Raw genomic sequence first — 15,358 nt, forward strand, 5'->3', positions numbered from 1 at the left:
AGCATGCGCATTCTGATCACCGGCAACATGGGCTATATCGGGCCGGTAGTGGCCGCCCATTTGCGACAACGCTATCCGCAGGCCTGGTTGGTGGGGCTGGATCGCGGCTGGTTCGCGCATTGCCTGTCCGACCCGCGCCGCCTGCCGGAAGTGGTGCTGGACCAACAGTGGTTCGGCGATGTGCGCGACCTCACCGCGCAGCAACTGCAGGGTTTCGACGCGGTGGTGCACCTGGCGGCGATCTCCAACGATGCGATGGGCAAGCGCTTCGAGCTGGTCACCGACGCGATCAACTGCAAGGCGAGCGTTGCCGTGGCACATGCCGCCGCACAGGCCGGCGTGCGCCACTTCGTGTTCGCCTCCAGCTGCAGCGTGTATGGGGCAGCCGCCGATGGCACGCCGCGCTCGGAAACCAGCGCCATCGCCCCGCTGACCGCGTATGCGCATTCCAAGATCGATACCGAACGTGCGCTTGCGCAGCTGGACACCGACATGGTGATCACCTGCCTGCGTTTTGCCACTGCCTGCGGCGCCTCGCCACGCCTGCGGCTGGACCTGGTGCTCAACGATTTCGTCGCCAGCGCCGTGGCCAACGGCACCGTAGAGGTACTGTCGGATGGCTCGCCGTGGCGACCGTTGATCCATGTGCGCGATATGGCGCGCGCCATCGACTGGGCATTGAGCCGCACACCGCTGGCCGGTGGGCAGTTTCTGTTCGTCAATGCCGGCTCGGCACGCTGGAATGTACAGGTACGCGATTTGGCGCATGCGGTCGGTGTGGCGATTCCCAGCGCGAAGGTGTCGATCTCCAGCAACGCGCCGGCCGACAGCCGCTCGTATCGTGTGGATTTTTCCCTGTTCGAACGGCTAGCCCCCGAGCATCAACCGCAGGAAACCCTGCGCTCCACCATCACCGAACTCCGCGACGATCTGCAGCGCGCCGGCTTCACCGATGGCGACTTCCGCCAGAGCTCGGACTTCATCCGGCTGCGCATCCTGCAGCAGTTGGTCGATGCCGGCATCCTCGCAGCGGATCTGAGGGTGGCTGCATGATCTTTCACCCTACTCCGCTGGCAGGCGCGTTTGTGATCGAGCCGCAGCAACGCGGCGATGCGCGCGGTTGGTTTGCAAGGGTGTTTTGCACACAGGAAATGGCGCAGGCCGGCCTGGTCGATCAGTTCGTGCAGGTCAACAACTCGTTCAACGCGCAGGCCGGCACCTTGCGCGGCATGCACTACCAATTGCCGCCTGCCGCCGAGGTCAAGATCGTGCGCTGCATTCGCGGTGGGCTATGGGATGCGATCGTGGATCTGCGCCCGGATTCGCGCACCTACCTGCAGTGGTACGGCACCGAATTGACTGCGGACAATCGTCTGGCGCTGTATGTGCCGCGCGGCTTTGCACATGGCTTCATCACCTTGCAGCCGCAGACCGAAGCCTTCTACTTCGCCAGTGCGATGTACACGCCGCAGGCCGAGCGCGGCTTGCGCTGGAACGATCCACGTCTGGGCCTGCAGTGGCCGCTCGAGCCGCAGCTGGTGTCCGACAAGGATGCCGCCTGGCCAGACTTCAACGAACACCAGCACGGCATTGCGCAGCTTGCCGGGCTTACCCAGAAGGAGCGCGCATGAATATCGATCGTCTCTTGCAGGCACGCGCCGACGCAGGTCGCCCATTGCGGGTTGGCCTGTACGGGGCAGGCTTCATGGCACGCGGCATCGTCAACCAGATCGCGCACTCGGTGCCGGGCATGCGGGTGTCGGTGATCTGCAACCGCAGCGTGGACAAGGCGCTGGAGGCGTATCGCCAGGCCGGCCAGCATGCTCGTGTGGTCGATAGCGCCACCGAATTGAAGCGCCAGATCGCTGCCGGCATTCCTGCAGTGACCGATGACCCTGCATTGGTCTACGAATGCGACGCACTGGATTGCCTGATCGATGCCACCGGCGCCATCGAGTACGGCGCGCACATCAGCCTGGGCGCCATCGCCCATGGCCGCCACATGGTCACGATGAACGCCGAGCTCGACGGTACCGTCGGCCCGCTGCTCAAGCGCAAGGCCGATGCGGCCGGAGTGATCTTCAGCGCCTGCGATGGCGACCAGCCCGGCGTGCAGATGAACCTGTATCGGTTCGTGCGCTCGATCGGTTTGACGCCGCTGCTGTGCGGCAATATCAAAGGCTTGCAGGACCCGTATCGCACACCGGCGACACAAGCCGGTTTCGCCGCGAAGTGGGGCCAGGACCCGCATATGGTCACCAGTTTTGCCGATGGCACCAAGATCAGCTTTGAACAGGCGATCGTGGCCAACGGCACCGGCATGTCGATCCTGCAGCGCGGCATGACCGGCTATGAGCATCGCGGGCATGTGGACGCATTGACCACGCGCTACGACATCGAGGCGTTACGTGCAGTGGGCGGCGCGGTGGATTACGTGGTGGGCGCCCTGCCCTCGCCCGGCGTGTTCGTGCTGGCCAGTCACGACGATGCCAAACAGCAGCACTACCTCAATCTCTACAAGCTCGGCGAAGGCCCGCTGTACAGCTTCTACACGCCGTATCACCTTTGCCATTTCGAGGTGCCGTTGTCGGTGGCGCGCGTGGTGCTGCTCGGCGATGCGGTGCTGCAACCATTGGGTGCGCCGCTGGTGGAAGTGATCGCCACCGCCAAACGCGACCTGGCCACCGGCGAAACCATCGACGGGCTCGGCGGCTACATGAGCTACGGCCAATGCGAGCGCGCCGATAGCACCGCAAACGCACGGCTGCTGCCGATGGGCGTGGCCGAAGGCTGCGTGCTGCGGCATGCGGTGGCCAAGGACCAGGTGCTGACCTACGACGACGTGCAGTTGCCGGCCAACCGCCTGATCGACCGGCTACGTGCGGAACAGGCCAGCGTCTTTGCCGACGCTGCGGAAATGGCTGCCTGAGCGCAGAGACATCGGCCTGCGTCCGCGTGCCGATATCGCAGCCGATGGCAGCGCTGCCTGCCCGTCCCACCATCCGCATCCTGCAGGCCGGGCGTGCGCTGGCCGCGATGATGGTGGTACTCAGCCACAGCGTCCTGCCCACCACGCACCTGGTGCAGCCGTTACCCGCATGGCTGGCTGCGGCATTGGCGCATGGCTATCTGGGCGTGGATTTTTTCTTCGTGCTGTCGGGCTTCATCATCTACTACGTCAACCACGCCAGCGCGGGCACGCTAGGCTGGAGCCGCGACTATGCCGGCAGCCGCATCAGCCGCATCTATCTGCCGTATTGGCCGGTGGGGGTTGTGTTGGCGCTGGCGTACACGCTGCGGCCCAGCCTGGATGATGGCGACATGGGTTGGTCGTGGTTTGCCACGCTGACCCTGCTGCCGGTCGATGGAGCCTCCGCCCTGGGCGTGGCGTGGACGCTGAGTTACGAGCTGATGTTCTACGCGCTGGCGTGGTTGTTCTTTCGCAGCGGGCATCCGTTGCGCTGCGCGGCACTCTGGGCGAGCGTGACGTTGCTTTACGCGGCAGTTGGCGCACCGTTTGCACAGCCGGTCGATCTGTCCTGGCGTGCACTGCTGCTGCATCCCATCACCCTGGAATTCGTCTTCGGCATGCTGGCCGCGCGCGCGGTGCTGAGCACTGCACCATGGACTGTCTGGGTCAGCAGTGCTGTCGCGGTCGTCGCGTTGATGTGCTTCGTGCTCGATGGCATGCAACGCGTGCATTCGCCGCTGCTCGGCCTGGCGATCGCCGGCGTATTGGTCGGCCTGGTGCGGGCCGAATGGCGCGGCTGGCTGCGCATCGGCCCGACCCTGCTGTTGCTCGGCAATGCGTCGTACGCCATCTACCTGGTGCATATGCCGCTGATGTCGCTGGTGGCGCGCACCACACGCCGACTCGGGCCGCTGGCCACCTGGCCGGTGAACCTGCTGCTCAGCGTGAGCGCTGCGCTACTGCTCGGCGTGGTCTATCACCTGTGTTGCGAGCGCATCGCATTGCGGCATGCGCGTCGCCTGTTGGCACGTCGCGTTGTGCAGTGAGCATCTTTTTCGCGATGAAGCGGCGCACACAACGTTGCAGACCCCCGTTTTGAAATCGCGCTCAGCCCACCGCCTGCTCCAACATCACGCCGAAACGATCGTCGCACTGCGCTGCCGCCTCGGATAACGCAGTGCCCACCAGCAGCAATGTCGGCAAACCCGGCAGCAGTGCCGCAGCGGTGCTTCCAAGCTCGCCCAATGTGGTGAGCCGGCGTTGCTGCTCGGGACGTGTGGCGGCCTGCACGATCGCGGCCGGCGTGCTTGCGGGCAGATGCGCGAGCAAGGCACTGGCCAATGCATCGGCGCGCCGCAGCCCCATGTAGATCCCCAGCGTCGTGCCGCTGGCAGCAAGTGCGCCCCAATTCGGCTCGCCGTGATCGTGCGTATGCGCGGTGACGAAGGTGATGCCGTGGCAATGGCTGCGGTGGGTCAACGACACTTCCAGCGCGGAGGCGGCGGCGAATGCGGCACTGACGCCGTTGATGATCTGCACACCCACCCCGGCGCGGCGCAGGAAGCTGATTTCCTCCCCTGCTCGACCGAACAGGAGTGCATCGCCACCTTTGACGCGCACCACGCGCAAGCCCTGCAAGGCGTAGCGCCGCATCAGCCGGCAGATGAAGTCTTGCGGCGTCGATCTACAACCACCGCGCTTGCCGACCCGGATCACCCGCGCCTGCGGTGCGAGTTCGACGATGTCCGGGTTGGCCAGATCGTCCAGCAACACCACTTGCGCGGCAGCAAGCGCCTTGACCGCCTTGATCGTGAGCAGTTCCAGATCGCCGGGGCCGGCAGACAACAACACCACATCGCGCGCGCAGGAAACAATGACGGACATGAGAGATCTCGCAGTGTGTGAAGGTAAGGACGTGCGCTCAGGCGAGCCGTGGTTGCCGGCATAGCCGGGTGAGTTGCGGAACGCAGGAACCGCAGACGCTGCCGCAGCCCAGGCGTTGTTTGAGCTGATCCAGATCGGCGCCGTCGTCGATGGCGGCATGAATCGCAGACGTCGACACCTGCATGCAGGTGCACACGATCGGGTCGCTAGGCGCGCGTTGCGTCTGCGCAAACACTGCCAGTCGCGGACCACGCCACGCGTTGCCTGCCAATGCGGTGGCAAGCAAGGCGTGATTGGCCTCGCTGGGCTGCGCGGCAGTGAGCAGCAAGCCATCGATATGGCTGTGACCGTCCTGCATGCGCCAGCCAACGCGGCGCATCAGGCCGCGGCGCAGGTCGCGGTATTCCAGTACGTCCGCGCCGGACGGCAGCTGCAAGGCGGCGACCAGGCGATCGATCCATTGCGCCTCCGGTGCGCGTTCGCAGGCGGCATGCAACACCGCCCAGTTCCCGCCCGCCTCCGCCAGCGGCTCGGCATGCAGCCGCAGCGATGCATAGCCGCAGTCGCGCAACAGCGGCTGCAGCGTCTGTTGCAAGGCCAACGCATTACCGCGCCGGGCCGCGAGCAGATGCCAGCCGAACACGGCCTTCTCCACGCGCACCGCTGCGTGCTTGAGCTCGGGCTGCTGCGAGCGCGCATCCACCGCCGGGCTGCTCACTTCATTGATGCCGCCACTGGACAGGCTCTGCCCACTCCAATGCATCGCGGCGAACACGGTGCCCGAGCGCAGTTCGTCTGAGAGTTCCAGCGGCAGCACCAGCGCGCCGCGCTTGCTCGCAATCTGCACCAGTTCGCCCGCGACCAGACCGCGTCGCGTCGCGTCGTCCGGATGCATGCGCAACGCCGGTTCCGGGCTATGCGCAAACGCCGCAGGCACACGCCCACTGCGCGACATGCCGTGCCACTGATCGCGCAGGCGGCCGGTCAGCAGCCGCATCGGAAACCGCGCCGAGGTCGGCTCGGCAACCTTGCGATACGGCGTGGCGTGGAAGCGCGCGCGTCCGTTGCTGGTGGCGAACACGCCATCGGTATAGCGCCGCACCTGCCCGTGCGAGGCACCGGCAGGAAACGGCCATTGCTGCGGCCCGCAATCCAGCATCGCGTAATCCAGCCCGCCGATATCCAGATCGCGGCCCACCGTCAGCGCACGATGCTCGTCGAAGATCTGCGCGGTGCTGTCGGACGCAAACAAGCCTGCGCCGCTGGCAGGTGCAAGACGCGCTTCGAGCCGGCGTGCCACTTCGCGCGCGATCCACCAGTCCGCACGTGCCTGGCCCGGCGCCTCCACCGCCTTGCGCACGCGGGTGATGCGGCGCTCGGAGTTGGTCACGGTGCCGTCCTTCTCGCCCCAGCTGGCCGCCGGCAGCAGCACATCGGCATAGGGCACGGTGTCGGTGCCGGAAAACGCGTCCTGCACGATCACCAGCTCGGCCTGTTCCAGTGCGGCGCGGATGCCCTCCACCTCCGGCATCGAATGCACGGGGTTGGTGCACACGATCCACACTGCCTTCAACGTGCCGGCACGCAGGCGCTCGAACAACTGCACCGCGGGCGTGCCTGCAGTGGCGCTCAGACGGCCGGCAGGCAAGTTCCACAGGCGTTCCAGTTCCGCACGGTCGTCGGCATTGCCGATCTCGCGATGCGCCGCCAGCATCGTCGCCATGCCGCCGACCTCGCGCCCACCCATTGCATTGGGTTGGCCGGTCAGCGAAAACGGTCCGGCGCCAGGCTTGCCGATCTGCCCCGTCGCCAGATGCAGGTTGATCAAGGCCAGATTCTTGTCGGTGCCATGCGCGGATTGATTCAAGCCCATGCAATACAGCGACAACGCCGCCGGACTGCGCCCGAACCACTCAGCCGCCTGCACCAGGTCCTCATGCGAGATACCGCAGATCTCGGCGCTCATGCGCGGTGTGTATTCGCGCAGCATGTGCTTGAGGGCGTCGAAATCCTCGGTATGCACCGCGACGAAACGCGCATCCACCAGACCCTCCCAGATCAGGTGATGCAGCATGCCGTTGAACAGTGCGACGTCGGTCCCGGGCTCGATCGCTAGGTGCAGGTCGGCCATGGCCGCGGTGTCGGTGCGACGCGGATCGATCACGATCCAGCGAATTTCGGGATTGCGTGCGCGCGCAGCTTCCAACCGGCGAAACAGCACCGGATGCGCATACGCCATGTTGCTGCCGGCAAACAGCACCGTCTGGGCCAGCTCCAGATCCTCGTAACAGGTCGGCGGGCCATCGGCGCCCAGGGCGAGCTTGTAACCGGTGACCGCGCTGGACATGCACAGGCGCGAATTGGTATCGATATTGTTGGTGCCAAGCAGGCCCTTGGCGAGCTTGTTGAAGACGTAATAGTCCTCGGTCAGCAATTGCCCGGAGAGATAAAACGACACCGCATCCGGGCCGTGCTCTTCGACGATCGCCTCCAGCTTGTTGGTAACGTGGCTCAACGCTTGATCCCAGCTCACCGCCGCACGTGACGCCTGCCGATGACGACGCAGCTCGGGTTCAAGCACGCGCCCCTGCGTACTGGCGACGGTCTGCGGCAAGGCCAGGCCCTTGCTGCACAAGCGCCCATGATTGGCCGGATGCAGCGGGTCGCCCTCGATCCCGACGATGCGCTCGCCATTGGTATCGTGTTCGCTGTGGATCAGTACCCCGCAGCCAACGCCGCAGTAGCAGCAGGTCGAACGTGTGATGCGATGCATTGGCGAGGACATGTGCGGCTGCACCGCCTCGCCGCTTGATGCGGGCTGCAGACCTTCGCTCATGCGGCTGGCTCGGCGATTGCGTCGGGTTGCGACACCGGCTGCAACACGATCCATACCGCGTCGGCTTCCACCTTGACCGGGTAACGCGGCGCGCAGCCCACATCCGGTGCGCAGGCCTGGCCGCTTTGCAATGCAATCGCCCAGCCATGCAATGGGCAAGTCACGGTTTCGCCGGCCACGATGCCCTGCGACAACGGCCCGCCCTTATGCGGGCAACGGTCGCGCAGCGCGAACACCTGATCGCTGGCGGTGCGGAACAAGGCAATCGGCGGAATGCCGTCAATATCGAGCACGCGCGCACCCAATGCAGGCAGCTCCTGCAACGCACAGACGCGAATCCAGGTGGTCTCCTGCATGCTCATTCCTCCACCGTTGCGGCCGGCGCGGCAATGCGCAGCGGTTGGTATTCCTGTCGCCGCTCGCCGGCGATACGCGCTTTCCACGGGTCGATCAGGCCTTCCAGCGAATACAGCAGCCGCTCGTACAGCGCACGCCGGTTGGCCGCGTCATCGACCACTTGCGCGCGGATATAGTCCAGCCCCACGCGTGCGATGTAGTGCACGGTGCGATCCAGGTAGTACGCCTGCTCGCGATACAGCTGCAAGAACGCGCCGGTGTACTCGCGCACTTCATCGGCGGTGGTCACCTTGACCAGAAAGCGCGCCACTTCGGTCTTGATGCCGCCATTGCCACCGATATGCAGCTCCCAGCCCGAGTCCACCGCGATGATGCCCACGTCCTTGATGCCGGATTCGGCGCAGTTGCGCGGGCAACCGGACACCGCCAGCTTCACCTTGTGCGGGCTCCACATATTGGCCAGCATGGTTTCCAGATCGATGCCCATCTGCGTGCTGTTCTGGGTGCCGAAGCGGCAGAACTCGCTGCCCACGCAGGTCTTCACCGTGCGGATCGACTTGCCATACGCATGCCCGGACTGCATGCCCAGATCGCGCCACACATCCACCAGATCTTCCTTCTTGACCCCGAGCAGATCGATGCGCTGGCCGCCGGTCACCTTGACCATCGGCACCGCATATTTGTCGGCAACATCGGCAATGCGGCGCAGCTCGCTGGCATTGGTCACTCCGCCCTTCATCTGCGGAATCACCGAGAAGGTGCCGTCTTTTTGAATGTTGGCGTGCGCCCGCTCGTTGATGAACCGCGATTGCGGGTCGTCGATCGCCTCATGCGGCCAGGTCGACAACATGTAGTAGTTGATCGCCGGCCGGCAGGTGGCGCAACCGTTGGGCGTGCGCCATTCCATGAACGCGTAGGCCTGCGCATGGGTCAGTAGTTTGTGTTCGCGAATGGCATGCCGCACCTCGCCATGGCTCAGGTCCGTACATGCGCAAACCGCCTTGGTTTTCGGGGTTTCCTGGAAGTTGGAGCCCAGGCAGTTCATCAGGATCTGCTCGACCAGCCCGGTACACGACCCGCACGAACTCGCCGCCTTGGTGTTCTTCTTGACGTCATCGACAGTGAACAGGCCTTGCTCGCTGATAGCCTTGACAATCGTGCCCTTGCACACGCCATTGCAGCCGCAGACCTCGTCGCTGTCGGCCATCGCACTGGCACGATCCTGCCCGCCCGTACCGGCATCGCCCAACGCGCTTTCGCCGAAGATCAATTGATCGCGCTGCGCCTGGATCGGCGTGCCGTCCTTGAGCAACTTGAAATACCAGCCTCCATCGCTGGTGTCGCCGTACAGGCATGCGCCGACCAGCACGTCGTCGCGGATCACCAGTTTCTTGTAGACCCCGCCAGCCGGGTCGGACAGCACGATCTCCTCGCAGCCATCGCCACCCATGAAATCGCCTGCCGAAAACAGATCGATCCCGGTGACCTTGAGCTTGGTCGACGCCACCGAACCGCGATAGATACCGATACCGAACTGCGCCAGATGATTCGCGCACACCTTGGCCTGCTCGAACAACGGCGCCACCAGGCCGTACGCGATGCCGCGATGGTTCGCGCACTCGCCCACCGCGTACACGCGTGGGTCGAAGCTCTGCAGACTGTCGTTGACCACGATGCCGCGTGAGCAATGGATGCCGGCCTCTTCGGCCAGCCGCGTGTTTGGGCGGATACCCGCTGCCATCACCACCAGATCGGCGGGGATCTCGCTGCCATCGGCGAACCTCACGCCGATCACGTCGCCCTGCGCATTGCCCAGCAGCGCACTGGTCGCAGTACTGAGCTTGAACTCCAGCGCGCGTGCACGCAGCGCCTGCTGCAACAAACCACCAGCCACCGGGTCGAGCTGACGCTCCAGCAACCAACCGGCCAGGTGCACCACGGTCACGTCCATCCCGCGCACTTTCAACCCATTGGCCGCTTCCAGACCGAGCAAGCCGCCACCGATCACCACCGCGTGCTGCTTGGTGCGCGCGGTAGCGATCATCGTGCGCGTGTCCTGGATATCGCGGTATCCGATCACACCCTTCAAGTCGTTACCGGGAATCGGCAACACGAACGGCACCGAACCGGTGGCGATCAACAAGCGGTCGTATTCGGCCTCGGTGCCATCGGCGGCAATCACGCGGCGACGTACCCGATCGATGCGCGTGACTTCCTTGTTCAAGTGCAGGTGGATGCCGTTGTCCTGATACCACTGCAACGGATTGAGCACGATATCGTCGAACTCCTGCTCGCCGGCTAACACCGGCGACAACAGAATGCGGTTGTAGTTGGGATGCGGCTCGGCGCCGAACACGGTGATCTGGTACATGCCCGGCATCAGCTTGAGCAGTTCCTCCACGGTGCGGATGCCGGCCATGCCATTGCCGATGACGACAAGTCTGGGTTGCTTCATTGCCTGGATTCCTGTCGACATGTTCAGACGCGCGCCGCGCCGGCGCTGGACCATTCGCTACGCCATTGCGTCTTGACCCCGGCCAGCAGCGCCCAGCCACCGAGTGCGAAGGCCGCGAACAACCACATGCCGATCGCATAGCTGCCGGTGTGCTGCTTAAGCACGCCCAAGCCTGCAGCAAGCGCAAATCCACCGATGCCACCGGCCATCCCGATCAAGCCGGTCATCACCCCGATATCCTGCGCAAACCGCTGCGGCACCAGCTGAAATACCGCGCCATTGCCGGCGCCCAAGCACAGCAAGGTCAACACGAACAACGCCAGCGTCACCATCGCGCCGCCGGCACCGAAACCTGCGATGCCCACCAACGCGGCAACCAACAGATACACCGTGAGCAAGGCACGTGTGCCGCCAACGCGGTCGGCAATCACACCGCCCAATGGACGCATCACCGAACCCGCCAACACGCAGGCAGCCGTCGCCCACCCAGCAGTGCGCGCATCGAAGCCGAACTGATCGTGGAAATACCCGGGCAATGCACTGGCAAACCCGGAAAAGCCGCCGAAGGTCACCGAGTAAAAAAACATGAAGCGCCACGCATCGCGATTGCCCACCAGCACGCGGCCATAGTCGGCCCAGCGCTTGCGCGCGACCGGCGCGGGTGCTTCTTTCGCGATCAAGACGAACACGATCAGCGTCAACAGCAACGGAATGCACGCCAGTCCGAACACGTTCTGATAACCGAACGCCAACGCCAGCATCGGTGCGAACAATGCAGCCAGCACCGTGCCGGAATTCCCTGCACCGGCAATCCCCATCGCAGTGCCCTGATGCTCGGGCGGATACCAACGCGAGGCCAACGGCAGCGCGACCGCGAACGAGGCGCCGGCAATGCCGAGCAGCACGCCCAGCAACAACACCTGCCCCATGCTGTGCACGCCCAACTGCCATGCACCGAACAACGAGGCAATCACCGCAAGTTGTGCGACAACGCCAGCACGCTTGGCACCGATGCGGTCGGCCAACATGCCCAGCACCAGCCGCAACACCGCGCCGCACAGAATCGGCACCGCCACCATCAAGGCACGCTGCTGCGTATCCAGTCCCAGCGCTTGCGCGATCGGCACCTGCAGCGGACCAAGCAGATACCACACCATGAAGCTTAGGTCGAAATACAGAAAGGATGCGAACAAGGTGGGCGTGTGCCCGGATCGCCAGAACGAGCGCTGCATAGAGACCTCTTCGAATGCGATGGCCAAAAAAAAACGGCGCCCCTCCGGTAAAACCGGAAGGACGCCGTTGTCCCGGATGCGTGCGGATCGCCGTTGATCCACTGCATCGTGTTCGTGTTGTTGCAGGCACGCCGTTGCACCTGCACGTAATCACTACGCAATCAACGTGCCAACTTGCTCACCCGAGCATCACGACGATACAAGTCATTGAAAAATAGTGTTTTGGATGCAGCGCGTCCGATTTCACGACGGCCTGTCGACACGCCAGTGCAGCTCACCATTCCCATCTTTCGTGCAGCAATGCACCAACAGCGTGCGTCGTGTACCACTTGCTCTGCCGCTTGGCACGCCTGATAGCGCCGAACAAAACTACTGCACGGCTGGTGCTCGGAAGCCTCATCTAGCACGCGTGCACACCGATCGAATGTCTAGGTCAAAAGCATAGTTAGTCGAGCGCGCGGCGCCCTCGCCGCTCGCGGGACACGCCGTGAATCCGTCCGTGGAGGCTCGGTGGCGGCATCCATGCCGCCACACGGTCCCGCAATCGGCGAGGACACCGCACCAGAGAGTTTCCTGGCTGCTTTGTTAAAAGCCATGCAAACCGACCAACTCGACTGGTCCTTGCCCGCCCACCGTCGCGGGACCTTACGCCGCGTAAGAGCCTACACGGACGTACTTGCGGCGTGTCCCGCGATGGTGGGCGGGCAAGGGCCCTCCAGCAAACCCACAGATCGATAGCTCCACAACCAACTCAAGCTTCAAGCGTCAGACGAGTGCAAGCATGCGCAAGAGTTCGGAGTGCATGCGGGTCCATGCCGGTTGCCTTGCCGGTAACGCGCTCCAGCACAGCGCTAACAAGGTCATGTAGTCATTCGCCCTAGAGCGTATCGAACAACCGATTGCTGCGGTGATCGTCGTCCGGCACAGCTACACCCACGCGGGCTGCCGCGCGCCGATAGTTGTCCAGCCGATGGATGTCGCGCAGCCGCGCGATGTCGTCGTCGTGGATGTCATGCCAGCCCCAACGCTGAAACTGGGTCAGGAACCACTCGCCATCCGACAGCCACGGCATGTTCACCGCACCATTGCGATGAAAGGCCAGCGCCGTCGCATCGTTCGCATGAATCTCGACATCGGCGTCCAGACACGCCGCCAGATGCGCAGCCGACACACCGATATGCTGCGGCTCGGCCAACCACTGCGCACACTGCGCGCGATTGCCCGGCGCCGCATCCAGCCAGCGACAGGCTTCAAGCACGCAGGCGGTCAGGCGCTCGGTCAACTCCGGTTGCAGCGCGGCGAACTCGCGCCGGCAGGCCAGCACTTTTTCCGGATGGCCGGCCCACAACTCGCCACTGCGGATCACGCGGCGACCGCTGCCGTGCGCCTCGGCCACCGCGGCCCACGGCTCGCCGGAGCAATAGCCATCGACCAGCCCGCTAGCCAAGGCCTCGGGCATCTGCGGCGGCGGAATGCTGAGCACATCCACATCGCGCATCGGGTCTACCCCGCGTGCGGCCAGCCAGTAATACAGCCACAACGCATGCGTACCGGTGGGAAAGGTCTGCGCAAACACCGCACGGCGGCCCAGACCGGCCAGCACCTGCGGCAACGCGTGACCATCGGCCAAGGCCTGCGCGAGCGCAGGTGCCAGCGTGATCGCCTGGCCGTTGTGATTGAGCGTCATCAACAACGCCATCGGGCATTGCGGCCCGGCAATGCCGAGATCGATCGCATACACCAGGCTGGCCAAGACATGCGCCGCATCGACCTCGCCGGCCAGCAGACGGTCGCGCACGCCGGCCCATGACGCCTGACGCTGCAGCTCCAACTGCAAGCCATGCGCACGGTCCAGGCCCAGCCGTTGCGCCGCGATCAGCGGTGCGCAATCGATCAGCGGCATGTAGGCCACGCGCAATACGGGGAGGTTGGCTTGGCTCATGTGTTCATCCCAACAGCTCGGCCATGGCCACGATGCGTCGCGCCACTTCGGCCAGTTTGACGCCCTGCTTCATCGCTTGCTGGCGCAGCGCCGCGTAGGCGTCAGCCTCGCTGAGGCCACGTTTTTCCATCAGCAGGCCCTTGGCGCGATCGATCTGCTTGCGGTCCTGCAGCGCCTGCTGCACATCGTCCAGACGTTGGCGCATGCTGCTTTCCTGCGCGAATCGGGCAAGCGCCACCTGCACGATCGGCGCCAGCCGCGCCGGTGCCAGGCCATCGACCACATACGCGGTGACGCCTGCGCCCACTGCCGCATGGATCAACGCATCGTCGCCATCGCCGGAAAACATCACCACCGGGCGCGGCGCATGGGCGTGCAGCATCGACAGTTGCTCCAAGGTATCGCGCGAAGGCGAGTCCACGTCGATCACCACCACATCCGGCTGCTGGCTCTGCACCGCATGCAGCAACGCACCGACCGAGGCCACATCGTCGAGCACCGTATAACCGGCGCGCGTCAATGCCTGGCGCAGTTCGCCAATCGGCTTTTCGGTATCGTTGACCAGCAAAACACGCATTGGCGGCGGCGAGGCGTGGACGTGGCTGGATGGTGCCATGCAACATGCTGTCGGTGCGAGTCATCTTTTCGGAGTCCGTCTGATGCCGTTGTTCCCGTTGTTCGCAAACCTGCAAGCGCGCCCCGTGTTGGTGATCGGCGGTGGCGAGGTCGCCACGCGCAAGGTGCTCGCCCTGCTCAAGGCCGGCGCGCAGATCCGTCTGTATGCGCATGCGCTCTCGCCCGAACTCGATGTATTGATGCAAGCCGGTCGCTTCGAGCAGTTGGGCGGCGAATTCGATCCAGCCTGGATCGACGATGTGTGGCTGGTGGTCGCCGCCACCGACGATGCCGACTTGAATCAACGTGTCGCCACTGCCGCCGGCGCGCGTCAGCGCCTGGTCAATGTGGTGGACGATGCAGAGCTGTCGACCTACCAGGTGCCGGCGATCGTGGACCGCGACCCGCTGGTCATCGCCATCTCCTCGGCAGGCGCCGCACCCATGCTGGCACGGCGTCTGCGCGAACGGCTGGAGCGCGAGCTGGATGCCTCGGTCGGCCGCTTCGCTGGACTATTTGCGCGTCACCGCGAGCGCATCCGCAGCCAGTTCCCGGATATGAATCGGCGCAGACGTTGGTTCGATCGCGTCATCGATGGCGACGTGCCGCTGCTGCTGCAGGCCGGCAACGATGACGCCGCCGAAACCGCATTCACCGCGGCACTGGACGATGCCGGCGCGGTGCCGGCGCGTGGCAGCGTGCAACTGGTCGGCACCGGCCCGGGCGATCCCGGCCTGATCACCTTGAAAGCGCTACGCGCGATGAATCTGGCCGACGTGCTGCTGATCGGCGACGACATCCCCGATGCGGTGCTGGAACTGGCGCGTCGCGATGCCTCACGCCGCGCCTTGCCGCGCGATGCCGCTGCACAACAGCATCTGTTGCTGGAACTGGCGACAGAAGGCCTGCACGTGGTCGCATTGCGCAGCGGCGCCGGCTACAGCGATGCCGATGCTGCTGCGATTGAAGCAGCGCTGCATGCGCGGGGCCTGGCGTGTGATCGTGTGCCCGGCATTGCCATGCACATGCACGCCAACGCATAAGCGGCACGCAGCTGCGGCCGCAG

Annotated in this window: 12 protein-coding genes; 5 read left to right on the forward strand and 7 right to left on the reverse strand. The window is 64.7% G+C overall.

Annotated features, from left to right (window positions below; genetic code table 11):
- The first annotated feature begins 3 nt into the window (after nt 1-3).
- The 4 genes from AC1PLU_RS11480 to AC1PLU_RS11495 are packed head-to-tail and all read left to right on the forward strand — an operon-like array spanning nt 4 to nt 4,017.
- Nucleotides 4-1,053 carry an NAD-dependent epimerase/dehydratase family protein gene (locus AC1PLU_RS11480; RefSeq protein ID WP_481093201.1) on the forward strand — a complete coding sequence of 350 codons (1,050 nt, stop codon included), beginning with the start codon at nt 4-6 and terminating at the stop codon, nt 1,051-1,053.
- Nucleotides 1,050-1,631 carry a dTDP-4-dehydrorhamnose 3,5-epimerase gene (gene rfbC / locus AC1PLU_RS11485; RefSeq protein WP_104551943.1) on the forward strand — a complete coding sequence of 194 codons (582 nt, stop codon included), beginning with the start codon at nt 1,050-1,052 and terminating at the stop codon, nt 1,629-1,631. Before AC1PLU_RS11480 ends, rfbC begins: the two co-directional genes overlap by 4 nt.
- A complete protein-coding gene (locus AC1PLU_RS11490) occupies nt 1,628-2,929 on the forward strand; it encodes an NAD(P)H-dependent oxidoreductase (protein WP_481106292.1) in 1,302 nt (433 codons plus the stop codon). Before rfbC ends, AC1PLU_RS11490 begins: the two co-directional genes overlap by 4 nt.
- A 44-nt stretch (nt 2,930-2,973) precedes the next feature.
- Nucleotides 2,974-4,017 carry an acyltransferase family protein gene (locus AC1PLU_RS11495; protein ID WP_481093199.1) on the forward strand — a complete coding sequence of 348 codons (1,044 nt, stop codon included), beginning with the start codon at nt 2,974-2,976 and terminating at the stop codon, nt 4,015-4,017.
- Nucleotides 4,018-4,078: 61 nt separating this feature from the next.
- On the opposite strand, the gene cobA is transcribed toward AC1PLU_RS11495, so the two are convergent.
- The 7 genes from cobA to AC1PLU_RS11530 all read right to left on the reverse strand — a co-directional run bounded on the left by cobA (nt 4,079) and on the right by AC1PLU_RS11530 (nt 14,254).
- Complete coding sequence (gene cobA, locus AC1PLU_RS11500; protein ID WP_481093445.1) at nt 4,079-4,825, reverse strand: uroporphyrinogen-III C-methyltransferase; 747 nt, start codon at nt 4,823-4,825, stop codon at nt 4,079-4,081.
- A 67-nt stretch (nt 4,826-4,892) separates the two neighbouring features.
- Complete coding sequence (locus AC1PLU_RS11505; protein WP_481106293.1) at nt 4,893-7,691, reverse strand: nitrate reductase; 2,799 nt, start codon at nt 7,689-7,691, stop codon at nt 4,893-4,895.
- Nucleotides 7,688-8,053 carry a nitrite reductase small subunit NirD gene (gene nirD, locus AC1PLU_RS11510; RefSeq protein WP_074057492.1) on the reverse strand — a complete coding sequence of 122 codons (366 nt, stop codon included), beginning with the start codon at nt 8,051-8,053 and terminating at the stop codon, nt 7,688-7,690. The genes AC1PLU_RS11505 and nirD overlap by 4 nt, the downstream gene beginning before the upstream one ends.
- The gene (nirB, locus tag AC1PLU_RS11515) at nt 8,050-10,467 is read right to left on the reverse strand and encodes a nitrite reductase large subunit NirB (protein WP_481108515.1); all 2,418 of its coding nucleotides are present in this window, start codon (nt 10,465-10,467) and stop codon (nt 8,050-8,052) included. Before nirB ends, nirD begins: the two co-directional genes overlap by 4 nt.
- A 59-nt stretch (nt 10,468-10,526) precedes the next feature.
- The gene (locus AC1PLU_RS11520; RefSeq protein WP_481108516.1) at nt 10,527-11,696 is read right to left on the reverse strand and encodes a nitrate/nitrite transporter; all 1,170 of its coding nucleotides are present in this window, start codon (nt 11,694-11,696) and stop codon (nt 10,527-10,529) included.
- Nucleotides 11,697-12,612: 916 nt separating this feature from the next.
- On the reverse strand, nt 12,613-13,677 hold the full coding sequence (locus tag AC1PLU_RS11525; RefSeq protein WP_481106294.1) for a CmpA/NrtA family ABC transporter substrate-binding protein: 1,065 nt from the start codon (nt 13,675-13,677) through the stop codon (nt 12,613-12,615).
- Nucleotides 13,678-13,681: 4 nt separating this feature from the next.
- A complete protein-coding gene (locus tag AC1PLU_RS11530; RefSeq protein ID WP_481108517.1) occupies nt 13,682-14,254 on the reverse strand; it encodes an ANTAR domain-containing response regulator in 573 nt (190 codons plus the stop codon).
- 82 nt (nt 14,255-14,336) lie between these two features.
- On the opposite strand from AC1PLU_RS11530, the gene AC1PLU_RS11535 reads away from it, so the two are divergent.
- A complete protein-coding gene (locus AC1PLU_RS11535) occupies nt 14,337-15,335 on the forward strand; it encodes a precorrin-2 dehydrogenase/sirohydrochlorin ferrochelatase family protein (RefSeq protein WP_481106295.1) in 999 nt (332 codons plus the stop codon).
- The last annotated feature ends 23 nt before the right edge of the window (nt 15,336-15,358 follow it).

This window comes from Xanthomonas sp. NCPPB 2933 (assembly GCF_056725225.1).